This window comes from Micromonospora sp. NPDC049047, assembly GCF_040649135.1.
Classification (GTDB): Bacteria; Actinomycetota; Actinomycetes; order Mycobacteriales; family Micromonosporaceae; genus Micromonospora.
Window position 1 is genome coordinate 29,922 of the sequence record NZ_JBEZEY010000003.1, and the last position, 24,604, is coordinate 54,525.

General features: G+C 65.0%; 21 protein-coding genes and 1 pseudogene. 15 read left to right on the plus strand and 7 right to left on the minus strand.

The window, feature by feature from the left end; translation table 11 throughout:
• Window positions 1-7 precede the first annotated feature (7 nt).
• The 3 genes from AB0B86_RS05695 to AB0B86_RS05705 are packed head-to-tail and all read left to right on the plus strand — an operon-like array spanning window position 8 to window position 3,547.
• A complete protein-coding gene (locus tag AB0B86_RS05695; RefSeq protein ID WP_357416189.1) occupies window positions 8-1,600 on the plus strand; it encodes a radical SAM protein in 1,593 nt (530 codons plus the stop codon).
• Window positions 1,597-2,874, plus strand: coding sequence for an aminotransferase class III-fold pyridoxal phosphate-dependent enzyme (locus AB0B86_RS05700; RefSeq protein WP_357416192.1), 1,278 nt, complete (start codon window positions 1,597-1,599; stop codon window positions 2,872-2,874). Before AB0B86_RS05695 ends, AB0B86_RS05700 begins: the two co-directional genes overlap by 4 nt.
• A complete protein-coding gene (locus AB0B86_RS05705; RefSeq protein WP_357416196.1) occupies window positions 2,867-3,547 on the plus strand; it encodes a TylF/MycF/NovP-related O-methyltransferase in 681 nt (226 codons plus the stop codon). The genes AB0B86_RS05700 and AB0B86_RS05705 overlap by 8 nt, the downstream gene beginning before the upstream one ends.
• Here AB0B86_RS05705 and AB0B86_RS05710 read toward each other — a convergent pair.
• Window positions 3,495-4,310 carry a TIM barrel protein gene (locus AB0B86_RS05710; RefSeq protein WP_357416199.1) on the minus strand — a complete coding sequence of 272 codons (816 nt, stop codon included), beginning with the start codon at window positions 4,308-4,310 and terminating at the stop codon, window positions 3,495-3,497. The genes AB0B86_RS05705 and AB0B86_RS05710 overlap by 53 nt on opposite strands.
• 71 nt (window positions 4,311-4,381) lie before the next feature.
• Window positions 4,382-5,227, minus strand: coding sequence for a hypothetical protein (locus tag AB0B86_RS05715; RefSeq protein ID WP_357416201.1), 846 nt, complete (start codon window positions 5,225-5,227; stop codon window positions 4,382-4,384).
• 90 nt (window positions 5,228-5,317) lie between these two features.
• On the opposite strand from AB0B86_RS05715, the pseudogene AB0B86_RS05720 reads away from it, so the two are divergent.
• The 11 genes and pseudogenes from AB0B86_RS05720 to AB0B86_RS05770 all read left to right on the plus strand — a co-directional run bounded on the left by AB0B86_RS05720 (window position 5,318) and on the right by AB0B86_RS05770 (window position 15,870).
• Window positions 5,318-5,787: pseudogene (locus tag AB0B86_RS05720) on the plus strand (DUF296 domain-containing protein).
• 204 nt (window positions 5,788-5,991) lie between these two features.
• A complete protein-coding gene (locus AB0B86_RS05725; RefSeq protein ID WP_357416203.1) occupies window positions 5,992-6,825 on the plus strand; it encodes a class I SAM-dependent methyltransferase in 834 nt (277 codons plus the stop codon).
• Between the two features lie 212 nt (window positions 6,826-7,037).
• The gene (locus AB0B86_RS05730; RefSeq protein ID WP_357416206.1) at window positions 7,038-7,565 is read left to right on the plus strand and encodes a DUF6244 family protein; all 528 of its coding nucleotides are present in this window, start codon (window positions 7,038-7,040) and stop codon (window positions 7,563-7,565) included.
• A 194-nt stretch (window positions 7,566-7,759) separates the two neighbouring features.
• Window positions 7,760-8,158, plus strand: a complete 399-nt coding sequence (locus AB0B86_RS05735; RefSeq protein ID WP_357416210.1) for a hypothetical protein — start codon at window positions 7,760-7,762, stop codon at window positions 8,156-8,158.
• A 15-nt stretch (window positions 8,159-8,173) separates the two neighbouring features.
• Window positions 8,174-8,623, plus strand: coding sequence for a SitI3 family protein (locus AB0B86_RS05740; protein ID WP_357416213.1), 450 nt, complete (start codon window positions 8,174-8,176; stop codon window positions 8,621-8,623).
• A gap of 144 nt (window positions 8,624-8,767) precedes the next feature.
• Entirely contained in the window at window positions 8,768-9,994 is a 1,227-nt protein-coding gene (locus AB0B86_RS05745; protein WP_357416216.1) for an NUDIX domain-containing protein, read from the plus strand.
• Window positions 9,991-10,767 carry a nucleotidyltransferase domain-containing protein gene (locus AB0B86_RS05750; RefSeq protein WP_357416219.1) on the plus strand — a complete coding sequence of 259 codons (777 nt, stop codon included), beginning with the start codon at window positions 9,991-9,993 and terminating at the stop codon, window positions 10,765-10,767. The genes AB0B86_RS05745 and AB0B86_RS05750 overlap by 4 nt, the downstream gene beginning before the upstream one ends.
• 70 nt (window positions 10,768-10,837) lie before the next feature.
• The gene (locus tag AB0B86_RS05755) at window positions 10,838-11,581 is read left to right on the plus strand and encodes a serine/threonine protein kinase (RefSeq protein WP_357416221.1); all 744 of its coding nucleotides are present in this window, start codon (window positions 10,838-10,840) and stop codon (window positions 11,579-11,581) included.
• 241 nt (window positions 11,582-11,822) lie between these two features.
• Window positions 11,823-13,367 carry a hypothetical protein gene (locus AB0B86_RS05760; RefSeq protein ID WP_357416224.1) on the plus strand — a complete coding sequence of 515 codons (1,545 nt, stop codon included), beginning with the start codon at window positions 11,823-11,825 and terminating at the stop codon, window positions 13,365-13,367.
• Window positions 13,368-13,656: 289 nt separating this feature from the next.
• Window positions 13,657-14,781, plus strand: a complete 1,125-nt coding sequence (locus AB0B86_RS05765) for a hypothetical protein (RefSeq protein WP_357416226.1) — start codon at window positions 13,657-13,659, stop codon at window positions 14,779-14,781.
• Between the two features lie 150 nt (window positions 14,782-14,931).
• Window positions 14,932-15,870: a hypothetical protein gene (locus AB0B86_RS05770; protein WP_357416228.1), complete on the plus strand. Its 939-nt coding sequence runs from the start codon at window positions 14,932-14,934 to the stop codon at window positions 15,868-15,870.
• An 845-nt stretch (window positions 15,871-16,715) separates the two neighbouring features.
• Here the strand turns inward: AB0B86_RS05770 and AB0B86_RS05775 are convergent.
• The 3 genes from AB0B86_RS05775 to AB0B86_RS05785 all read right to left on the minus strand — a co-directional run bounded on the left by AB0B86_RS05775 (window position 16,716) and on the right by AB0B86_RS05785 (window position 20,274).
• Window positions 16,716-18,473, minus strand: coding sequence for a hypothetical protein (locus tag AB0B86_RS05775; protein ID WP_357416231.1), 1,758 nt, complete (start codon window positions 18,471-18,473; stop codon window positions 16,716-16,718).
• Window positions 18,474-19,000: 527 nt separating this feature from the next.
• Window positions 19,001-19,552 (minus strand): hypothetical protein, encoded by a 552-nt coding sequence (locus tag AB0B86_RS05780; protein ID WP_357416234.1) that lies wholly within the window; start codon window positions 19,550-19,552, stop codon window positions 19,001-19,003.
• Window positions 19,553-20,121: 569 nt separating this feature from the next.
• Window positions 20,122-20,274 carry a hypothetical protein gene (locus AB0B86_RS05785; RefSeq protein WP_357416236.1) on the minus strand — a complete coding sequence of 51 codons (153 nt, stop codon included), beginning with the start codon at window positions 20,272-20,274 and terminating at the stop codon, window positions 20,122-20,124.
• A 273-nt stretch (window positions 20,275-20,547) separates the two neighbouring features.
• Between AB0B86_RS05785 and AB0B86_RS05790 the strand changes: the two genes are divergently transcribed.
• Window positions 20,548-22,596, plus strand: coding sequence for a hypothetical protein (locus AB0B86_RS05790; RefSeq protein WP_357416238.1), 2,049 nt, complete (start codon window positions 20,548-20,550; stop codon window positions 22,594-22,596).
• Window positions 22,597-23,197: 601 nt separating this feature from the next.
• Here AB0B86_RS05790 and AB0B86_RS05795 read toward each other — a convergent pair.
• Together AB0B86_RS05795 and AB0B86_RS05800 are read right to left on the minus strand one after the other, a co-directional pair.
• Complete coding sequence (locus AB0B86_RS05795) at window positions 23,198-24,226, minus strand: hypothetical protein (protein WP_357416241.1); 1,029 nt, start codon at window positions 24,224-24,226, stop codon at window positions 23,198-23,200.
• Window positions 24,216-24,524, minus strand: a complete 309-nt coding sequence (locus AB0B86_RS05800) for a hypothetical protein (RefSeq protein ID WP_357416245.1) — start codon at window positions 24,522-24,524, stop codon at window positions 24,216-24,218. Before AB0B86_RS05800 ends, AB0B86_RS05795 begins: the two co-directional genes overlap by 11 nt.
• Window positions 24,525-24,604 lie beyond the last annotated feature (80 nt).

Below are 24,604 nucleotides of genomic sequence, written 5' to 3' on the forward strand. Positions count from 1 at the left end.
AACGCACATGTGGGACCTGACGCCAATACATGCAGCAGGAGCCGATCGCGACACGCGCGACGTCCGCATCGCGTTCGTACACCTCAGCTTCCGTAAGGTCGCGCGAAGCAGAGCGGTCCGCAGCAAAGCGCTCTTCAGCGCCCACTTTCCCGCCCTCGGCCTGCTGAACCTGGCCCAACAGCTACGTGACCACTTCGTGGACCGCGACCTGCACGACTGGGTGCGCTACTTCGACGAAGAGGCCTTCGAAGACCGGGATGCGATGGAAGCCGCCATCCGCGCCTGGTTGAGACCTGCGGCCCTTGGAATCATCGGGATGAGCACCTACACCTCCAGCATCGACCACGTCTCGGACTACTGTCGGCGCTTCGCCGGAGACAATATCCTCGTCGTCCTCGGCGGTGCGCACGTCACCGTGGTACCCGACGACGACCTCCCTTGCCACATCATTGTGCGCGGCGAGGGCCGCGATGCCCTCGTGACGATCATCGAGAGACTGGGCGCACCTGACTTCCTCGCCCACGCACGGCTCGCCGGCATCTGCTGCCAACTCGGAGACACGCGCGTCGACGGGCGAGCGGCGACGGACAACTCCATCGAGACGACATCCGTGCCCTGCTTCGCATACGACCTACTCAGCGACCTCGATACCGGCGTTTACGCGACCAGCTACACCCGCCTGCTCGGCGTCAACCCGCAAATCTACGTCTGCACCCAGAGTTGTCGAGCCCGCTGCTCCTTCTGCTCCACCTACCTCATCCACCGCCGCATGCAGGCGCGCCCTGTCGAACGGATCAGGCAGGATCTCACGCAGCTGCGGGACCGGGGCTACGACTCCATCGAGTTCCACGACGACGACCTCCTGCAGCACCCCGAGTTCGATGCGCTGATCGACATCCTGCGCGAGATCCGGCTGCCATGGTTCTGCTATGCCCGATCCGAAATCCTGGACGACCAAGTCGCAGAGCGGATGGCGGAAGCCGGCTGTCAGCGGGTCTTCCTAGGCCTCGAAGCCATGACGCAGCGTAGCCTCGACTACCTCAACAAGGCGACAACTGTCGCCCAGAACCACACGGTGGCAACTGCCCTCGACCGGCACGGCATTGGAGCTGTCAGCGGGCTCATCGTCGGGCTACCGCACCACACGGTCCCCGATGTGCTTGCCGAACTGGACGCCTTCCTGGCCCTGCCGCTCTTCGCCATCAGCTGCAACGTCCTAACACCTGACCCCCGAACCCGGGAATTCATGAGGGCACGCCGCCGCGGCGGAGACCTACAACTGAGCCTCGGCGGTGAGACCGGCCTCACCGTCATCCCCGACATCCAACGCTGGGGCCTCGACCAACCTGTCGGACTGCCGTCAGTGTGCGAGTCCATCGACAAAGGCACCCTGAACGACCTCGTCGCCGTCATCGAGTACGCCTTCTACACCCGTCCCCACATCACGGACGCGCTGTACTCCTCGGCACACACCCCCGAACAACGCGAGGTCATCACCGCCTACCTCGACTTCGTACGCGCCCGAATCACTGAACGCGCGCCCGGCGTTACCCACGACCTCGTCCGAACGCGCATCACCGGCCTGATGGCACACCAATGAACCGCTTGGCCGGCGGGGTGAACTACAACTTCCGCATGCCCGGTCACGAGCCGCACCTGGTGATCGCCGGAGGTATTGGAACCTGGCTTACCACCGTCGACGGGCGCCGCATGTTCGACCTGTTCTCCGCCTTCGGGGCACGAGCCTTCCCACATGGCTGCCGTCCATACGAACGAGCCGTCGCGGCCGGCACCAAGGTCGTCTCAGGTTCCCTGCCCTCCGCCGCAATCGAACACACCGCAGCCACAGTCCTGCAACTCTTTCCGCAGCACTCCGCAGCCCGTTTCTGCACCAGCGGGACCGAAGCAGCGCAACTCGCCATCAGGCTGGCCCGCGCCGCGACCGGCCGCACCCGGGTCCTGCGCTTCGCAGAGCACTACCACGGCCACCTCGACGCGCTGCTCGGCGGCGGGTACTCGCCACAGACCTTCCCCGAGCCCGCAGTGCTGCCAGACGACCCGCGGGCTACTGAGGGCTCTGCGCCCCACCAGGTGGAGACACAGAACTACCTCGCTCGGTGGAACAACCTGGACGACCTCGAAGCCGTCTTCCGCGGTTACGGGGACAGCGTCGCTGCGGTCTTGCTGGAGCCATACCCCATCAATGCTGGAGCGGTAGCGCCCGCGCCGGGCTTCCTCGAACTGGTTCGCCAGCAGTGCGACCGCCACCATGCGGTCTTGATCTTCGACGAGATCATCACTGGATTCCGTGCCGGACTGGGCGGATGGCAGGCGACCAGCTCGGTGACACCAGACATCACCCTGCTCGGAAAGATGCTTGGCGGCGGGGCGGTACCGGTCAGCGCTGTCCTTGCCTCTGACAATCTCCTGCAGCTCTGCGCTGACCACCGTGTCGTCCACGGGGGCACACTCAACGGCTCACCACTCGCGGCTGCCGCCGTCACCCACACCATCGACCTCCTACAGACACCTGGTGCCCTGTCCATGCAGTCCCTGCAGCGAGCGGGCCAATTTCTGCTCACCGCAGTCTCCGACCACGTCGGGCAGGAGGGGCTCAGCGTTTCGGTCACAGGCCTGCCCGGCGGATTCTGGATCAAGCCCAGCGGAAGGGCAACAGCCTCAACTACCGCAGCACTGCGACGGCACTTCCTCGACGCAGGCGTCCTACCTGCCATGCCTACCAGGTTCTACCCGACAGCTGGCGTGACCAAAGCGGATCTCGACGAGGGTGCCGAGCGCATTATCTCGGCAATCAGGAGCTACTCGCAGCATGCCCATGCCGACCCACCCGGAGGATCCCATGCACGTGCCTGAGGAGCTCTGGCCACTTCGCCACGAGGCACTGAACTCGATCGAAGGGCTCGCCTTGCTGTACAACCTTGCCGCGCAGGCCTGCGCGCGGCAACTTCCCGGCGACATGGTCGAGTGCGGCGTCTACAACGGTGGATCCGCCGCCGCGATCGGCCTCGCCATCCGTCACTACCCGAAACGCCTGTGGCTGTACGACTCTTTCCAAGGTTTGCCTACTCCCACCATCCCCGACGGCCATGAGGCCGCACGATTCGCCGGCGAGCTGATCGGCAAGCCGGAGCGCGTGCAAGCCCGACTTGCCGAGGCGGGCCTGAGCGCCGACGCCACCATCCTTCGCGAAGGATGGTTCGCCGAGACTTTTGCCCAGCCGGGCCCGGACGCCGTCGCCCTCCTTCACATCGACGCCGACTTCTACGACGGGGTTCGCGCCGCCTTACGGCACTTCTATGACCGTGTAGTGGTCGGCGGTGTCATCATCTTGGACGACTTCGCTTGGTGGGAAGGAACGCGGCGGGCCTTCTACGAGTTCTGCGTCGAACGAGACGTTGCCCCGATCATCCACAGGCATGGAGTTACGGGCGCGCTTTATTGGTTCAAGGAAGAGACCTACGCACGATCGCACGCTACCCGCCCGACGGCCGGACCCTCATCAGCCGAGCCAAATCCCGAGACTTAATGCTGTCAGCCCCGTGGCACTCTGCTCCGATGTAACCGGCGTATCCTGCGGTTCGCAGCGCCGCAAACACTTCTGGGAAGCGGATTGACCCACTACCTGGGATACCGCGTCCAGGGAAGTCCGCCACCTGAACATGTCCAATGTAGGCGCCATAGTCTCGAACCACGCCGATCGGTTCTATTCCCATCTTGGCAACATGGTAGACATCGTACAAATAGCCAATCTGGGCAGCCTCTGCAATCCGGACTTTTTCAATCAGTCCGACCACGGCCTCGGGGGTAACCAGCGGATAGGCTGGGCAGTCCTCGCTGTTCAATGCCTCTACCACGACTTCAGCACCAATGTCTGATGCCGCCCGGGATGCCGCCGCCAAGTGATGGACCGCCAGATCATCCGCCAAGTTCTCATCTAGGCCGGGATATCGATTCCCATACAGGGCATTCAAAACCGCACATCCGGTCTTTTCGGCCAGCCATAAAGCAGATTGCAAGTTGGCGCGGAAGCGCTCGGCGGCATGAGGATGAGACAGAATTCCTCGCTCACCAGCAACCAAATCACCTCCGTCTAGGTTCAACAGCGCCAACTTCAGGCCCGCTGAACGGATCTCCGACGCCAGAGCCGCGAGGTCTTCGCGAGGAGGGTTTGCCCGCTTGAACGGCCACCACATCTCAATCGCGTCAAAGCCAGCGCCAACGGCGGATTTCAGGCGGTCGACAAGAGGCAAGCCGACGTGAGAGATAGAGATGTTGAGGCTTAATCGCAAGACAACCTCCCGGCAATACTGTTTCGCCCTGGCGTAGAACGTACTTCAGCCTCTTCTACCCGTTTCCCGCCTCAGGCATCTGGGCGCAACGGTGGCTCGGATGGCAACTCCGCCAGATGTTCCTGACCTTGAAGCAGCGCCCCGAGCCGTGGCCACCGGACCGGCAGGGCGCTCAGATCCCGCTCCGCTCCGACGGCTTCGATGAGGCCGAGCGCATCGGTGGCCAGGCCGAGTGCGCCGCGTTCTACGACAGCGCCAGTCTCCCCCTCTAGGACGGGGTCCATGGCCGTCGTCCACTCCGGGGTCAAGACCCAGGACGCGTAGAGGCGATCGTCGAGCCAGGCGATGGGCCGAGTGGCAAGGAACTCGTCCCAATCGGAGGGAACGTCAACGAACACCGGCGTCGAGTAGAGCGGATCAACTTGGGCCGCCGCCAGCAGAAGCGGATCCTGCACCAGGGTCGCATCCACAAGCTGGGCGAACGACGGCGTCCACACGACCATGTGCCCGTTCGTGGTGCCATCAGCCTGGACAACCGGTGGTCGTTTCCACACCCCGACCTCGGACACCTCGGCAAATGTGTCGGTCACCCGGTACAGCGTGGCGCAAGCAGCGACCGGCTCCGCCTCGAAGCCAAGATGCCGCAGCGCGCCGCTGACCTGATGACTCGTCGGAACACAGGTACCAACGGGTTTACCGCTCTGCGCTTGGTGCAGCACGGCAAGGACCGCGAGCAGCGGCACCAACTCCACCGGCGCCTCCACGAGCCGTCCGAACATCGGGCTGATCTCGTACACCGGCATCAGGGCTCTCTCGTCCGGGCTGAGCCGCGGACGCGCCAGCACGCGGGTGGCCGAGATAATCCGCCGGATCGGTTCCCGCCGCTGCCGTCGGCTACTGCGCTTGCGATCGCCCACCGAACCTCCCGACACGACTACCCGCACCGTCTGTCATCCCATCGATGCTCACACATCAACGACCCCCGAGTCAGCAGCCGGAGATGCCGCATGCGCAGCCACGACCTCACGCCGGGACGAATGATCGGCATCACCTTCGACCACGGCGAGGACTTCTTCTCCGCCCTCGCGGACGCCTGCCGAACCAACGGTGTTCGTCACGTCACGGCTATATCCCCGTCTTCATCGCCGGCTTCAGCTCGGTCGAGATCGTCGGCACCTGCCAACGCCTCGACAACCCCCAGGCACCAGTTTGGGATCGTGTACACCTGTCCAACGTCGAGGCGCTCGGCGGCGGCACCATCGCCTACGACGAGACCGCGGACCAGATCCGGCCACACATCCACGCGAGCGTCGGCCTCAAGGAACATAGCGCCAGCGGGCACACCAGCCACCTACTCGGTGCCACCGTCCAGTTCCTCACCGAGATGCTGATCATCGAGGTCGCTGCACCGGTCATGCGCCGCGTCCCGGACACGACGTTGTACGACGTGCCACTCCTACAATTCGGCGGCAGCTGACTCATCGCCTGCGGATGCCGGTCGGAGACCCCCGGTGCCAGTCACGTTCGGGCGGCGGCATCAGCACGGGCCTGCTCGATGTCCTCGCGTCCGTGCGAGTGGGGAAAGGATCCGTCGACCAGCAGCTGCTGGTGCCCGGATTAGCGCACGCCTGATGCCAGGATTTGAACGAGTGCGCGGCTACGCGTTCAACGACCACCCAGCATGCGGACCGACAAGGAGAACGTGCCCATGCCGAAGCAGCCCAACCAGTTGTTCGTCTCTACGGCTCCGTACTACGCCAGATATCGGCCCGGCTACGACCCCGCCATGTACGAGCATCTTCGCCTGCGCTTCAGCCTCGACGGCACTCAGCGCGTCCTGGACCTGGGGACCGGCACGGGCACGATCGCGCTGCCGCTCGCGGCGCTTGTCGGTGAAGTCATTGCCGTCGACCCGGAACCCGGCATGCTGGAAGAGGGCCGCGCACTCGCCGAAGCACAGCGGACAGGCAACATCACCTGGCTGCTCGGCGACTCCACGACCCTGCCCGCGATGAACATCGGCCCAGTCATGCTCACCGCCATGGGTGCGTCATTTCACTGGACCGACCGACACCAGACCCTGCGCGACCTCGAGAAGATCATCGAGCCCGCCGGTGCCGTCGTCCTCGCCTCCGGCGGCGCACCGGGTGACATCGAACCGGCCCCCTGGACCGATGCCATCGCCGAGGTACGAACCCGCTACCTCGGTCCCGGCCGGCGTGCCGGTAGCGGTACTTACCAGCACCCCGCAGAACGCCACCAAGATGTCCTCGCCCAGTCAACGTTCCGGCACCTCGAGATCCACACCTGGGATCGCACCGTTACGCGGACCCTCGACGAGGTCATTGGGCTGCAGTTCTCCTACTCATACAGCAGCCCAGCGCAACTAGGACCAGACAAGGCGGCATTCGAAGCCGACCTTCGAGACGCCCTCATCAAGTACAGCCCCACCGGCTTGTTCGATGAACTCGTCCGCACCGAGGTCATCATCGGCACCAGGACCCAGACAAGGTAGCCCGAGTTGCTGGGCCTGTGTCGTTCGCATGTTGCGCCTACGCCCCGGACGAATCCAACGTCCACCGTCCGCCATGCCAAGTCTCACCGCTGATCCACGCCACACTCCGGGCACCCAAGTCTTCGGCTGCCGATGTCTGGTGGGCCTCCCGGATAGCCCGGTAGTTTCGGCTGCCGGACATCATCACCGCCTTCGATTGGGGAGCCGACCACGTGTCGCACATCGAAAAGATCACCGCTGAGCTCCGGGCCCTGGCGGCAGGCGTCGAGCGCGCGCAGGGATTGGCAGCCGCGGCCGACAGCCAGGCACAGGAGGTGGCCCTGCGAGCCGCGGGCGCTGGCTTCGCCGCGGTGGCGGTGGGCGTAACGCGAGTGCGGAGTGCGATCACCGATATTCAAGGCGGCCTGGGCAGCCTCGGCGGTTCGATCGGTGAGGCAACGAAGGCAACCGCATCTGTTCCGCATGGGGCGACTCCGCAGGAGACGATCGCCGGGCTGACACCCGTCCAGGCCGCGGTGGACAGCGCCCGAGACGCGACGGCAGCGACTATCGCTCAGGTCGGTGAGGCACAGCGGCTTGTCACCATGATCCTTCAGGGCGGGCAGCCCGGACCGCTGCTGCAGGCGCTGGAAAGCATTAAGCAGGTCCTCGTACTGGTAGTCCAGCGCACCAGCACCACTCGGCAACTCATCGAAGCCGCGGTCGCTGAAGCACGGCAGATCGGGTCCTCGGGAAACTGATCGGGGCTGGCAGTCCCAGACCGGCCAGCCCGCCCCCTTTTGCCACCAGCAATCCGAACTCGCCGCCTCCCGCCTCCGGCGGCGATGCCTTCGGTGACCGTAACCCCACGCCGTGGAGCCGGCACCCGACCGGCGTCCTCGGCGGATCACCCACCGGGCCCCGAACCAAAATTCCGCCACGGGCGGATCAGAAGGTGCAGCGTGCGTTGGAGTTGGAGAACGCGTGTGCCGACACCGTCGCCGGCAAGGGTTACCGCTTGCACCAGAACCCGACCAGGCAGGAGATCGCCGAGGCGCGGCGGAACACGGGCGACGGCGGGAAGCCGGACAAGGACCCGGACTACCTGATCGAAGGCCATGTCTTCGACTGCTACTCGCCAACTCCCGCGAAAGCCACGCGCGGCGTGTGGACGGAAGTGTCGGGGAAGGTGGCCAGCCAGCAGACCCAACGGATCATGCTCAACCTGCAGGACTGGCGTGGCGACCTCGGCGCCCTGCAGAAGCAGTTCGACGACTGGCCCATCCACCACCTCAAAGAACTCACGGCGCTGACCCGCAGCGGTGAGATCATTCAAATCGTCCGACGAGACTGAGAAGGCAGGCAGCACGTGGGTATCGAGTACCGACTGACGCTGGCGGGTGACATCCCGCTGGAACAAGTGGCCGAAATCGCGGCACCTGGGAACGTCGAGGAGTCAACTCTGCCCGGATACCCCCGACTACTCGGCGCTGACCTCGGTGACGAGTCCGGCTACACCATCAGCGTCTATGCGGGCAAAAACGGTTACTACGACGCCGAGGACGACGACGGCTCCCAATGGGAATGGGAACCCGACACGTACGTCAACATCGTCTTCCACATGCTCAAGGACGACACGTCCGGCAGGGCGGTCCCCGACATGGTCGCAGCCGTCGACCGGCTGCTCGCCAGCAGGCCGGAGGACGCGGCACTGACACTGAACGGTAACTGGCTGCTACTGACCCGAGTCGCAGGAGCCCTTCGAAGGCACCGACCGTCGTGGTGGAACAACTATGGCCTCGACCATCGTCGCGCCTGAGTAGAAGCCCGCGAGTTGGGATGCCCGCCCCAGGGCGTAGTGGGATGCCAGGCACCAATGAACGTTCCTGCCCCGCAGGACCGCATAGCTCGTCTTCGCGACGCGTTTGAATCCATCCAGGCAGCCCTCCGGAGGAACCCAGCCGTGATTCGTCGATACTCCTCCGCCGGTGCCGTCGTCACGACCAACGACCTAGGCGCTCCTTCGATCCTGCTTCTCGATCAGGTCCGGGGGAACGGCGAACGACAGACCGTAGCCCCGAAGGGTCGCCTCGAGCCGGGCGAGGCGCCACTGCAGGCAGCCGTGCGGGAAGTAGCCGAGGAGGCCGGCCTGACCCGTGCTCAGTACGGCGCGTACCTCGGACAGGAGAAGTACGTCTTCGCCGACAGCGACGGCTCGCCTGCGGCGAAGACCGTCGACTGGTTCCTCTTCACCACCGCGACCACCGCCACAACGCCAGCCCGAGACGAGGGCTTCGTCCAAGCTCGTTGGCTTGAGGCCCCCGCCGCCCGACGAGCGGCCACCCACGTTGAGTTCCAGCCGATCCTGGACCGCGCCCTCGCCATCATCGCCTGGCGTTCGGCAGGGCCACTCCCATTCAGCCGAAGCCTCAGCCAACTCATAACCGAAGTCGCAACGGACGTTCAGGCCGCCATCGCCGGGCATCCTGAAGCGGGCATAGGGCTGTGCGGATCGGCCGCCCGCGGCGACTTCATCGACGGCTGGAGCGACGTCGACTTCGTCGCCTGGAATCTCCCCGCGTCCTCACGGACAGCAGTCAAGATCAACAAAATCGTGGCCGAAGCTTCCGAACTCCACGGCATACGAGCCTCGCTACATCTCAGCGGCGGACACCCTGGCGCCGTCCGCAGCCTCGGCGCTCTGCACGACATGACGATGCGGGTGGCGCTGGACCGCGTCGGCCTCGACACCGCCGTGATCGCAGGCGCTGGCCCGACGCACACCACAACTCCAGCAGCAACCAATCTTGCGGAAGACATCGCTGCGCTTCACGACATCGCCGTGAGTGGCCTCAGCGCCAGACACGACAGCAGTTTCGAGCGCGAGGACCTCGCCCGCCAAGTTCTGGGCGTGCTCTCATGCGCCGCTCGGCTCATAGTCATCCAGCGGCAGCCGCAGGCACCCCTGCAGCTACCCGAAGTGGCGGAAGCTCTCCGTCACTGGCCGGGCAAGCAACTCACGAACCTGCTGTGCGACTACGACGCATTCCGCCGGACCGGGACGCTCACCCTCAACCAGGCGGAACAACTCGCTGTACGTGTACCGGCAGCACTCATCGAAGCCGCCGACGACCGCCGCGAACCCGCACAGTCCGCAGAGCACACGGGCATCTGCGGCGGACCGACATGAGCCAGCGAAGGCATGCCAAGGTGTCGCCGCAGCCCCAATGGGCCGCACCGCCGACAGCCCTGGCCAAAGCCCGTACAGCCTGGCTCGCCGCCACCGTCGACGTGCTGCACCAGCGACGATTTGTGAACGCGGCGTGGCTCGTGGGATCTCTTGGGCAAGGCAACGCCGACCCGTACAGCGACATCGACCTCGTCGTAGCCGTCGACGACGCCACACCGCCGAGCGTGTTCGGTGATCCGGTCGCCGGCCTGCGGTTGCCCGGGTCGGTGCTCTTCACCAGCGGCAAGCCCCGCAACGCACCCGCCGACGGCGGTTACCTGACCGCGTGCGTCGAACTAGCCACCCTGCCGGTGCTGGTCGACCTCTACCTATGGCCCAAAGCCACCGCCGCCCTACCCGCCAACGGTCGGCTCCTACTCCACCGCACGCCACCACCGCCGCGCACCGACCTGGCGTTCATGCAACTACTGGACCGGCACCGCACCTCGGACACCACAGGCGCGGACCCGAACCACCCGACCAGCGTCCTACTGCTGGTGCAGTTGGCCGCCAAGTACCTCGCCCGCGGCGACCAACCACGCCATGCCGCCATCACTCGGCACCTGGGCCTTCCATCCGGCGCCGACACCTCCACACTGCGGCAGATCCTCGGCGAGCGCATCGAGCCGACCGCCCACCGAACCCTGCGCCCCGCCATCACTGCGGCCCACCGATTGCTCGACCTTGTCGACACCGTCATCGACGACGCGCTGCCGAGGGATGACGCCCCCTGAGATGGGGCGTCGGGGCGGTGCGAGACGATCGAAGGACCCGACGGCCACGTGAGGACGTAGGTTCGCCAACATGTCCGACCTGCCGCTCGCGTCCGCGTTCACGGTCTTTAGCGACCAAGACTCGGGATGCCTGTCCTACGGCGTCGAGAATGGCGGGCGCCGCTGGTTTGTCAAGAAGGCCACCACCGCGCCGGCCCGCCTCTCACTGATCCGGGCCACACGATTCCACGCCGCGGTTCAGCACCCGGCGATCGTCCGCCCCGAGCAGATCCTCAACAGCCCTGACGGGCCAGTGCTGATCTACCCCTGGCAGGACGGGTCAGTACTCAACCACGCCACCACGCACGGCTCGGACCGAGCCGCACTTACCCGGTTCCAACAGCTGCCCCTCCCCGACGTCAAGGCGGCGATCACCAGGATCCTCGACGCGCACGAGGCCGTCGCAGCGGCTGGCCACGTCGCGGTCGACCTATACGACGGCTGCTTCCTTTACGACTTCGACGCTCGACAGATGTGGCTGATTGACATGGACGAGTACCGGCCCGGCCCCTTCGTCCTCGACGCCGACCGCCTGCCCGGATCCCGCCGCTACATGGCCCCAGAAGAGTTTGTCCCCGGCGCCGTCATCGACCAACGGACCACCGTTTACACCCTCGGCCGCACCATCTGGCACCTGCTCGACTCCCCAACCGGCTGGCGAGGCACCCCGACCCAAGCCCGACTTGCCACCCACGCCACCCGCGCGGCACCCGAAGATCGATACCCCGAGGTAGCGCGACTGGTCACCGGGTGGCGAGCCACCCTGGCGGATTGAGAAAGGTCTCTGCCCGCCGACGCCCCGCTAGTTGTCCGTCCTCGTACGCAACGAGGCACCCCTTGCCCACCGCCGATTCACGCAGATCAGCGGGGCACTCACCGAGCCTGCCCTCGACCGGACCCGCTGCAGCCCTTCAAGCGCGCAGCACTCTGGCCAGCTCGTACGCGGATGACCAGACATCCTGCCGCCCCTTGTACATATCGTTGCGCTGACTGTCGCCACCGGGCACGGTTGTCTGATGCAGCGCTGGGACCGGCTTAACGAGCGCCAGGTGAACCTCTTGCGTCGGATTGCCGACGGGGATGACCTCAGCACCCCGGAGGGTGCCGCACATCGAACGTCCGCGCGTGCTCTACAGAACCGCCACTTGCTGAACGTCACGCGTAAGGACGGAACGTGGCGGGCGACCGTCACGGAGGCAGGCCGTTTCTACCTTCAGCACGGGTACCACCCCGAGGACCCCGCTCACAATGTCAGCCCGTCAACGACCCGGCGGAAAGGCAAGGCGGCACCCGTCCCCCGACAGCAGCCCGCAGCAGCAAGCACCGATGGCACGACCTCGGCGACCATGGTCCTGGCGCAGCAACTGGTCGACCAACTGGCACACGGTGACGGGGTCGTACACGTCAATGAGCCGGACGAGCAGACCCGGGCGCGATACCGGCGTGCCATCCACGCAGCAAAGCAGCACAAGCTTGTTCCGGACGGACACGAGCTCCGACACACCGGTCGGAGCCGCGGGGACATCGTCGTCAGGCTCTACGACAAGGCCAACGGCGCCAGCACCGGGTGGGACGCCTTCCGGATCGCCTCACAGCACCAGCTCACGGTCGACGAGGAGATCGTCGCCGCCCTGCAGAAGAACCCGGCCGCGCTCGCCGTATCGGCCGACCTGCTGCCTCGGGCGTTGGAGTTCGTACGCCTGCTCGCCGCAGCGGTCCGCAGCCGCGGGCACCGCTTGGTCGTCAACACCAAGGGCTCGCGGCCCACGCTGTCGCTGCGGTTGGAGAAGTCCCAGCGCGCGGTGAGGATCAGCGAGGAGTACGACAAGGTGCCGCACGTCCTCACTGATGACGAGCAGCGGCGCAAAAGGCGGCAACCATGGACACCGCTGCCCGAGTTCGATCGTGTGCCCAGCGGCCGGCTTGTCCTTGAGGTCAATCGATCCGGCCACGGCAACTCGGACACCTGGACCGACGGCAAGCGCAGCCTGCTTGAGACTCGCGTCCAGAAGATCCTGAAAGACGTGGAGGCCGGCTACCTGGCCGACCAGCGCGAGCACGAGGAGTGGGAGCGTATTCGCAGGGAACAGGAGGAGCGTCGGGAGCGGCAGAACGCCGAGGAACGTGCCCAGTGGGAGCAGACCAAGGCAGCTGCCACGGTCCAGGCGACTGAGAAGCTTCGCACGGACCGCTTCCGTGCGGCGTTCGACAACTGGGTGGCAGCGGACGCCATCCGGAGCTTCTGCGCTGCGCTCGAAGCCTCCGCCCCAGAAGGCGCTGGTGCTGGCCAGAATCTCGATCGATGGGCGAGTTGGGCGAGGAAGGAAGCTGACCGGCTCGACCCCACGATCAACCCGGCTGCGCTCGCCGAGGTGGACTTCGACATGGAACCGCGTCCCAGAGACCTGGCGCCCTTCATGGGCGAGTGGAGCGCGGCCAAGCCGGAGAAGGCGTACCGCTCGGAGGAGACCCGCAACCAGTACGCCGACATCCTCGCCTACAAGAAGACGTGGCACCACGGCATGCGCGGCAATCCGCAAGCCTGGCGGTGGCGCAGCTGACCGAACCAGGCACACCGCCAGGTTGATCTCGAAGGACGGCGGCACACTCAGAGCGTCGTGAGCCCGAGGCTGCACGGCCCACGCATGATCCTGCGCACCTGCGGCGCCTCCAGCAGCCAGACCGGGCGCGCGAGCCTCCAACCGAGGCACCGCCTGTCAGCTCTGCCGATTCCGGCTTCTGATTGTGCGGACATTCAGTCCGTCGCGACTGGGCTCGACCCTGATAGCACCGACGTTGGTCGACGTTTCGATAGACAAGCCCACGACTGGCTCGTGACCGATGCCTTGGATGGTGAGCATGACCGACGGCCGGCGTGCCGACTCCCACGCGATGCAGGTGATAGCTCCCAACGGAGTCACCTGGACCCGCAAAGCGGACGGCCGGAGCAGCCCAGCCGATCTACTCCGTGAACTGGCCCAGCTCACGTTGGGCCACGTGGAGCGTGAGTGGGACTGGTGGCAGGAGGGCCGAGCACAGCAGGAGCATGACCGGCGGTGGGCGATCCTCGGCGATTGGGACAACGGTGTGCCGCAGCGGGAGGCGCACCAAGATCCGGAAGCCAGCGCGGAGGAGTTCCTCGCTGAGTGCGATCGCCGCCACGAAGCGAAGAAGCAACAGCGGGCTGCGCGTGCAGCCGAGTTGTACAGCAAGGAACGCGAGAACCTCCGCCTTGAGCTGATGCGAACGGAGGCCGATGCCGCCTTCTTCGCTCACATCCTCGCCGCACCAGCCAGCCGCGGGCAGCAAAATGCGGCAGAGCGCCGCGTGGCCGAGCGGCAGACGGCCGCCCGGGACCTGCGCAGCAAGATCGGCGACCCCGAGGACGTCGTTGACCACGCCGGCTACTACCCAGCGGAACGGCGTTCGTCATCTTTGGGCTCCCACATGACCTTCTGGCGACATCCGACGCTACGCGAACTGCACAAGGCAAGGCAGCGGAAGCGGTTCACGACGCTACTGGCGATGCGGCCACCACCGCCCGCCAGCATGTGCTCCGAGTGTCAGGCCCCCTCCCAGTGGCACGAATACGCCCTCTCACTGTGCCTCTTCCGGCCCGACCCTCCCGCCGGCTCGACCGCCGAAACGCTCGCGCGGCTGATGCCCGGCTGGTGGCAACGGTGTTCGGCATGCACCGCCTACCAACTGGAGCACCGGTGGGGCGGATCGTTGGCCCTGCCGGACTTCACCGGGGAGCAGTGGCGGGCCATGCTGCCACCGATGCTGAGAGAGATCTTCGCCCCGGACCCACCCAAGGCGAAGAAGGCCGCCGCCCGACCCAAACCACTGGCAGTCATATCAGGCGGAAAGATCGATGACGTTCTCGCCCGACTCGCCGACGCCAAGGCCCGATTTCCCGATGCTGAGGTTCGCGGCGGAGCCCGCGGCACGTGGGAACTGTGGCCCAGCATCTGATACATGAGAAGAACCTCGCTCTGCGGCTGCTGCCGCGACTCACCGCCCCGCTATCGCTCGGCGTGCCTCTCGGAAGGTTCAGGAACTCGTTCAGCGCGAGACGGCGGCGGCCTACGAGCCAGGCTGTTGGCCCTCGGGAAGGACCTTTAGATGGGATTTGATTCCTCTCGCTTCGTAGTGGGAGACGAATGGGCTTACCGGGCACGCGACAACGCCGTGTCAGAACGTGTGCGAATCTTGGCGGTGACGCCGAAGAAGAACAGCGCCCGCCTCGACGTGGCGTTCATCGACGATCCGGCCACGCGCACGGAAAACGTTACGGGGAATCGGTTGCGCGTGCCCTGGGATGAGGTTGCCGCCTACGACGAGCTAATGGCCAACTGGCACCGTATCGATGACCGGAATCTCGATAACACCGAGGAGGCCTGCGTCGAGCAGGTCTACCAGTTGTTGATTCCTGAGGATGTAGCGGAGATGGAGTGGTCACCAGTGTCGTGCGCCACAACTGTCCACGATGCAACCCGGCTCGCCGAGATCACTCACCGGCCGATCGAAGAGATCCTCGTCGGCGTTGAGTGGTTCGACCTCAACGCCTCGAAGATGGTCTCCCCAGCCGGAACGCTGCTCCTCGCTGAACTGGCCTGCCGGGCTAACCCGACGCCGGTCCTGAACATCATCATGGAGGAGGAGGCCGCGTGTCGGCGCAAATGCAAGCACGGCTCCGAGGAGCTTAATGTACTGACCCGTGAGAAGGAGTGGTCGTCGCCCGAGTGGGAGTACGACAAGTATCGACGCTGGAACCGGCCCCAACACGAACTGTTACGCCAATGGTGCGGGCATGGCGCAGTCACATCTCACGAACGGCTGTTGGCGGCAGAGGCGGAGAACAACCGCCTCGATGTGCTGGTCGCGGAGGTGATCGCGGCCCTTGAGCGTGCGGGTGAGGATTGGCATTCCACCCGGTTCGCGGAAGAGCACGAACGTGACCGGATCACCCCTTGGACCATCCGGACGGTTGTCGACCGACCGCTTCACCCCTCGGAGATTCCGGTACGTGAGGTACCCGTTCGCCGACGATGGCCACGCTGAGACTGTCTCCTTTAATTACATCTCTGGTAGGGGCGATTCGCGTGACGACGTGTTGCTTCGCGTGCCGGAGGTTCACCAGTACTCGCCTGAATGATCGTGCCATCGTTCGGCATGGACTGCGGTGCTCGGACGCCCAGAGCGGGTGCGGCATTTATGCTCGACCGGCGCATCGCATCGGGGACACGCGTGATCGGACCACCTCCAGACCGGAAGTGCTGCCGTGGGATCGGCCTGCTTGTGGTGGTGGGTTAGGTGACGGGTGAGGGCGCCTCGTTGTTCATCGAGGTCATACGAGGATTCGCCGTACTCCAGCCAGGTAGCCGGTTCACGTGGGTCGGCGACCTGACCAGGACGGTCAGGGCAGTAGGTGCACACAGCGATGTAGAGGCGCCCAGCTGAGCATTGGATGTGCGGCTCGGCGACCGTCACCTCTGCAGAGGGGTCATCGCAGTCGACGATGGGATACGTCGGCGTGGCCTCCGGCTCCTGCTGAGGAATAGGACCAGCGAGCACATCAGCTATGCGCTCTACTGCCTCCGCGATTCGTCTGAGGTAGTCCTCACCTCGGCCGGGATCGCCAGCCCTATCGAGAGTCGGAGAGACACGGGCCTGTCGGGGGTAGGTCACCCAGCTCAGGGTAGCCATGGTCGAGTGAGAGTGCCTCGAGGACGTGCGGGTGCAGACAGGGTCGCCAGTGCCCGGAAGCGGCAGCCTGGGGTCAAGACCTTTGGTGTGGGGCCTGAACGGGTGGCGCCACACCGGCTACCGGGGACGCAGGCACCGATACATTGTGCTCCGTGAGTGCTCGGGCGTCGGGAACGGGCACGAGCACGAGCACGAGCACTTCATCGATGGTCGGCGGGCAATACGGACCGATCGGGCTCCACGAGAACGCCGGCAGTAGCCAGCAGCGCGCTGGCCTGGTGACGCGCGAGAGTCGCAGCTTCGGGGCCACGCAGCGTGCCGTCCGCTTGTGGATGGAGCCCGAGCACGGTTGCTTGGATGGGGAAGGCCAGCTGCGGCAGCTCGGTGATCCGTCCGCGCAGCAGGTCGTCGGCTGCGGTCAGTAGGTCCGTGCCCCAGCGTTCAACGGCAGCCTCGCTGGTGTCGATGCTCTCCCGTTCGCCATCGTCGGTGAGCACACCGTCGTCGGCCAGCATGTGCAGCGTGGAGTCCAGCTCGGACTTACCGTCGACCAGTTGTACCTGGCGGGTTACCGGGTCATACACCGCCGTCAAGCAATGCTCACCCCGGCGCAGCAGCACCTGCTCCAATCCGCCCTCCCAGGTTGACTGCTCCAGTTCAACCCAACCGACACCGGACAGAATCGCCGTCAGCTGCTCAAGAACGCTGTCGGCGTATTCGGACCCGTCGCCGTGGCCGTAAAGCCGCTGGTAGGACTCGGCGGCCCAGCCGCCAGCGCCGGCGGCCACTTCCGCCGCCTGCGCGGCGGTGACGATCCGCGTGAGCAGCGCGCCTACGTCCGGGATATCGACCTCTGGGCAGCCGCCGCGGTGGCACCAGTACTCACCCGGACACGACAAGATTGCTCGGTGGACGGAGTCGACGGTGTCCGTTCCATCGACGGACCGAATCATCGTGAGCAGGTAGCTATGCAGCGGACTAGGCGCGCTGACCAGACTCTCGCCGTCGTACAACGCCCCACCGTATACGTACATGATCACACCGCTCTGACTCTCGTCCGCCCACCCTGCCACGGCGGCACGAGCGATCGCCAGAGCGGCGATATTGTCGCCGCGGTCCCAGGATTCCAGCTGCCATCGCGGGCTGTACCGCCAATCACCTGCGCACGCCAAGGCGTTGATTACGGCTTCGTACCCTTCGGGCGTGTCGGAGACCGGTAGGCCGCCCAGGGTCGGAAGTGTGGCCAACAGTTCACTGGCTATGCCGGGGTCCTGCGTGGCTTGCACCGGTTGCGGCGGCTCGGATGCCCACCAACGCATCTCTTCGGGCACCATTGCCTCGTTAGCCGTCGCGTCGAGCGCGACGGTCGCGGCCGGGGCATCGGCGGCGACAACACCGAGCACCGTGTACAGGGCGGTTTCCCATTCGCCTATTCCGCCCGGAACCATCGCCAGTTCCGGTCGCTCTGCCCCCGCCGCTGGCAGCCGGACGGTCACCTCGCCAAGTTCGGCGAGGGCGGCAACCACCAGCGGCCGATCCGGCTCGGGATCGGGATCGAGGACAGACGAGCTGGTTCCGGGTGACGGCGTCAGCTCGCCGTCCGGGCCGACGCGGGGAATCCATGCCGGGCGCTGCTGCTGGCGCCGCCGAATCCTGGCCGCCTGCTCCAGCAGCTCGCCCTTGCTGGGGTAGGAGCGAAGAAAGCCGTCCGCGACGGGCCGCACCAACGCCTCAAGATCCGATTTGCGCAGCCCCTCTGGGTGATCCGGCAAGTCGATGAACACCTCGGGAACGGCTATCCCCGCCAGACGCGCCTGCACTGCAGCGGCGAACTTCGCACGGAAGTCGCCCGTCGTCGTCTCAAACGCCTTCCTCGCCGGCTCCAGGTCGACCTCATCCCCCGCCAGAGTCGCCATCATCGACAGCAGGAGTTCGTTCCGGGTGAAGGCGCTGAACATGAACACGACGATAGCCACCGGCGGACTCCGGCGGCGCCCTCGAGACACGGGCAGATGCAGGTCGGTCTCACGGCGGTCTGTGGCGCCCGCCATCGGAATCGCCCGCCACGATCATCGCGAGTACAGGGCTCCTGCGGCCGTCGGCGGTACACGCCCACCGCACCTCTCCACCGCCCTGCCGAGGCCACCGCCGAGCGCATCGCACGCTTCGTCACCGATGACCGAGGCTTCATCCGGCAGGTCGAGCCACGCGGACGGCATGAGGCACCCTCCCCGATCGATCACGGAAGGTGCCGTAGCGATGTCCGGTAGGCGCGCGTCCACCCTCAATGGAAGGAAACAAGGTCGAACGGTCGACGGGGCAGGCCGCCCGGGATCTTGGCTGCTCCACGGGCGCACGGACGGGTTCGCCGCGCAGTTCCTAGATCCGCACCGGTCTGACTTGTTCTGCATTTAACACATCCGCAGATCGAACCAGAGTTGCGGCCCCTACAGAGCGTCTGCGAGAGAGGCAGCCGGTGAGGCGGTCAACGCAGAGTTCCGCGGCCCCGCTTCGCCCGGCCGTCAGCTAGCTCAACCACAGCCACAATTCCGGGCGACCCGGCCGAGGCAACCGCTTGCGCGAAAAGCGTTCTCCGCACCGGCCGCTTAGCCACGATCTCGTTCCCGACCTTGAGCAGGTCGACAACTGGCCCCAGGTCCATTGCCCAGGTCTCCGACTGGCCCACCTCGAGGCGGTGCGGCAGTGGCTTTCCGATGAAGTCGGCCACCGGAAACAGGGTGCCGGCAGCAGGGTGCTGGAAGCCCCACCGCTCGACTGTGACCGGCTGCCGGCCCACGTTCGCCACCCTGACGGCAGCGATCGGCTGCCGGTAGCCCTGCTGAGCTAGTTCGGTCAGCCAGTCCGGATTGAAGCTGTTTGGCTCTGCGGTGAGCATCGCCCGGCCGCCCGTGGCCCCGACCCGGAATTCGACCTTCACCCGCCCACCGGTGAGCACGAAGTTCGCGGCCTGCCAGCCGAGCGACAGGCAGGCGAGCACTAGGCCGCAGATGGCGACGACAAGCGATGCGTACTGCATGGGTGCAGACCGTAGCCGGTCGGCTGCGCGCCAGCGTCCCGGCCGAACTGGCGCCCTACGCCGGATGCAACCGGCCGCCGCCACGGTGCCCCCGAGATAAGCTCGGTGCGGCCCACCCATGGCCGAAGGGGTACACGTGAACGAAATGCCGGTTCCGGGGCAGCAGCGCCCGGAGGACGGATGCAAGCAGATCGTCACCGACGTCTCCGGACCGTAGCTTCAGTCGGTGAAGCCTCGTTACGGTGGCCCGGTCCACCTCTACCATGACGTTGACGAGCAGGTTTACACGGCTGAGCCGTGCAAGCACCAGAACCGCCAGCGGATCGGCTAATTCGGGCTTATCGGGCTGGGGCTTCGAGGGCACCGAGGATTAGAATCCTCCCAACCCTGGCTGCCGAACCGGCACGCCTCTCGGCGGGCGTCGGATGCCACCGCTTGCGCTTCGCTGCGATGTCGACCACCGCCCCGCACTTCGGGCACTCGGTCGGCGTGGGCATACACGGCAACTTCACCGGTGGAGCGCTCAAGGCCCTCGGTGGACCGCTGACGGCCTTGAGCGCTCGGCGGGATCAGGCGGCGTCTTCGCCACTATGTTTCGCGTTGCGCCTGCGCCTGCAGCGGCGAGCAAACACGGATGCCGCCGCCAGCCCGGCCATGATCAGCGCCGTCGGCAGGTTCTCGACGATGCCGTCCAGCGCCGCGCCGGAAAGCTCGTTGATCATCGGCGTGTCCTCCTTCTACCCTTCCGGACCTGACGAAAATTCTCGTGCCCGGATCAGGCCCGCAGACACGCTGCGTTACGGGAGACGACAACATGGACTGTCCCGGAAGGGACTGGTGCGTTCGGCCACTGGTGGGTTACGGCCCGGGGCGCCCAGGTACATTCCGGTACACCGAAAGCCTGAGGAAGCGTTCAATTCGACCACCACATCGAAGGTCACTACGCTTGATCGCGCCTGCCACCCGGCGGGTGAGCCTTGACCTTCAGGGGTGGCATGGCGGCGCTGAGTCGCGCTCGCGACGTGACCGGAGGATTGAAGCAGCTCAACCATGAGCTGCACCGCCTCCATGCCCGCGCCGGATATCCATCGGTCCGCGACATGGCACGCGCCTGCGACTGCGGTCCGAACCTCATCAAGAAAGTCTTCTCGGCGCCCCAGATTCCCAACCTGCCGCGACTGCTCAAGATCGTCGAGTTCCTTGCCAAGCTCGACCGGATGGCCGATCCGGACGCGCAGTGCGACCATTTTGACCGGCTGTGGGAAGCTGCCATGGCGGAGCGGGTGCCGGATCTCTTCCCGTCGTCGAACACTGACAGTGATGACGACGACGGCTTCGAGCCTCCTACGGCTGGCGCCCGTCCCAGTCCGCCCGGCCCAGTCGGACCAGCGGGCGGAGGAATGAGCACACCTCCCACCGCCGGCGAGCCGGCGGCACCATCCTCCAACGACGGAGCCGCGCGCGACTCCGTGCCGGACGCGCCTCAAGACGAGTGGCGAGCACTATTCGTTGGCGTCGACAGCTACCTGACGACCGACGCAACACCAGTCGTCCGTCGCGACTTGGCACCAGCCAGGCAGCTCGCCGACATCTTCTATGATTCCGGGGACGGACCTTCGCCGGCCACTAACGAGCTCCTGCTGAATCCCACTCGAGAGCGCCTCTGGTCGTCGTTCGTCGAGGCGGCGTCCGAGACGCGGGAAACATTGGTCATTTACTACATCGGTCACGGCATACGCGATGCCCGAACGTCCGAGGTGTACCTGACCGCCGCTGACACCACCACCACCGCTGGCGGGTTCACGGTCGACGCCATCAGCGTGCGAGATCTCCGGTACCTACTGGCATTGAGTCCAGTTAAGCAGCTTGTCTTGATCGTCGACGTGTGCTTCGACAACAGTTCGGAACGACGAACGATTGTGCTGCCGACTCGACCGTCTCCGGAAGAACCCAACAACGCTGGTTCGGATTCTTTGCAGCGCAGGACTTTCGTCTTGGCTAATAGTGCCGAAGAGGGTCCGAATCTATCCGCGTTCTCGTCCGGGCTCGTTCAGGTTTTGGCAGCAACTGGCGGCGGCAAGAGCATGGCATTCCTTCATGCTCAGTTGGTCGCGCGTGCCGAGGCGCAGCATTGGCGCGCGCTACGAAGGGCTCACCTGAACGACGGCGACCAGATTCGACTGGACGGTCTGTTGCGCGACCCAGGACCGACCCGGCGTTCCTTTTGGCACGTCAATGACCGACTGGAGTTGACCCATACGGCTGCTCCATCGGTTGCTGCGTTGGCTAACGAACTAGCTGTAGTCAATCAAACCGGTCAGGGAGTTTCCGTAGCCACCGACGGCGCTCACCGAACCATCCATCTGCGGAACCCGAGCAACGACAGCGCCGCTTCCGCATCAAGCGCCGCTTCAGAACTACCGGCCCACCTTGTCGAAGCCCTAGCACTTGTGGCAGTAGCCGACGGTCGCATTGTAATGCTGACAGTCGGCAGCGACGGCACGTTCGAATGTTGGAGCTGGGCTAAGGGCAACGGGATTGCCGCGATGCTGCCAGCCAACACCTCGCCGGTCACAGCGATTGCCGCAGCCGTGCTACCAGACGGACGCGCTGTCCTTTGCGCGATGAGCGATAGTAAGACCATCCTTAGCTGGACGATCCGGCGAGGGGCAAGCCAGCATCTAGGCCGACTGCAGTTGGACGACAACGTCAGTTCGATGGCATTAGTGTTCACGTCAGGTGAGCGACCATCGTTAGTTACCAGTCACCCACAAGGCAGGGTCGTCCTACGAGACCTTGAAAGCGGTCAGTTGCTGGCGGCCTTAGATACCGGGCAGCGAGGAGCAATCCAGGCGGTCGCCGCTGGCTCGACGCCTGACGGTCGGACCATCGTGGCGACAGCTGATGAAACAGGCACCGTTCGATTCTGGGATCTAGCGAATCGTGCAGCGATCGGCGAGCCCATCCAGCATGCCAGCGACTTGTTGATTCTTACCGGGATATCAGATGCTGACGGCGTGCGATTCGCCGTCGAGACGGAGTAGGCAATTAGCTCGGGCGGCGCAGCCCCGTGTGGGCTTCTCCCATGGCGAGGAACCGCCCCCGGTCACAGCTACACCCGGACGCGCCAGGATAGGAATGCGGCCACCAAACCGACGATGCTTCTCGTCCATAGCCCGCTCCTCAGTCGGAGGGCACGCCGAAATAGGAGAAGCTTGTCGCCGTTACCACACATCCGTAGGCCGCAGTGGCCGTGTTCCTCGTCTAGGGCCAGCATCTTCGACCCGCAGGCTTCGAAGATCCTTAACCGAGCAGGCCAGAGAGCGCGGCAAGGGCGGAGCCTTTTCGGGTTCGACTGCTTCTGGCGGTGGTGATCAGACTCTCGAACTGCAGGTGCCCAGCCCGGAGGGTGAGTGAATCGGCCGGCAAGGCGGGCCGACGTGTGCGCCAGGATGGCGTCGACGACGCAGCTTCCTGAGGGCTTCGAGCAAGCCTTGAGGCCAGACGAAATCGATCGTGATGCTGGCATAGCTGCGATATTCAAAAAGTGCCGGTGAGCATCACTGGAGGGCTCATGAGCGGCAACTCATGCTGAGGGCAGCGTGCGGATCGACTACGGGAAGCTTTCTTTAATTAACGACGATGCTACGCCGTGTTTATTCGCAGCACCTGCGGCTTTCCTTCATCGACGGACAAGACAGCATCGTATTTTCCGCTGGCTGGTTCGGACGTCGGTCCCAAGAGGAGCCGACTGTACGAGGCCGTTATCGAGTAGTCACCGTCGACGTGGATAAGCCCGGTTGAAGGCTCAAAGCGCGGCTTGGCGTTGATGGTGGGGTCGCCATTGAGCCTCCAACTAACCTTGCCCGACCCCGCGCCGGAATACTTGTCGGGGCATTCTGGGGGAAGCTGCGCTTTTCTTGTCTTCACACAATTTTCGAAGGCAGCCTTCACCAAGGACAGAGTTAACTCATCGGAGACTTGCGGATTGCGCTTCTCCACTGCCGGCCGAGGCGTATCGTCGTAGTTTCTAAGTTCTGCTAGCTTTGCCTTCCCCGCTACCCACTCGACTCGAGCCCAGAATTCGATGACTCTCAACTTGAGGTCGGGGCCGGATGCATTCTCGTAGGACACGGTCATGACCGCAGTTCCAAGCACGTGGAAGCGGCCTTCCTCGCCGTTGTAGTGAATAACGGCACCGTCGCCGGGCACACCGTGGATCCGCCACCTTACGGTGGTGACATCACCGGCCCACCAGTCCTTGACCTGCTGGGGACAATTCTGAGGTTGCAAGACCAAAGCCTTCGCACAGCTTTGGAGTCCGCCAAGGGCAGCCGCGAGGACAGCCGCGTCGTTTGATCCAGCCGGCCGTGTGCCATTTTCGGCTGGAAATGAGGACTTGGGCTGGGGCGGATCCGGAATCAAATTGCAGAGGATGATTAGGGCCACGATTGCACCAGCAATCCACTTCCAGGGAAACGGCTGAAAAGCAGAAGCTGTTCCCACGTCGGCAGCACCATCGTCATCGCCATCGTCACCGTCATCCGAGTTGGACGGCGGATGGATGATGTTCCTGTCGCCGTAAATGATCGTCGAATGATTGGCCGAGCCGAAACTCCGATTACCTTTGACAGTGTTCTTGGCCTGCCGCCCAGCGGCACCATCATCGGTCATCTTTCTGACCTTCTCCAACATGGTTCCCGTTGCCGTACACGACCTGGCTGTTGGTCGCGGATCCGAACGACTTGTCACCCTCGACTCTATTGACGTCCGGGCGGCTGCTCACCGCTGAGCGACTCGATGAAGCTGGACTCATCGGATGCATCCAGGTAAGCCAAGTCACCACCAGGGCAACCGTCGCGACCACAAGGCCGGCGACGGCAACCCAGTAAGCACCAGCCGAACGGTCCTGCTGCCACAGCACAGCGCCGAAGATCACGGCGACCACGAGGACCGTCAGTGGTCCACCCACGACAGCTACCTTACGTGCCTTGGACATCTGCCCATAGTTACCTACTCCCGCAATAAGCGGTAGCACCCCAGCCCCCACTG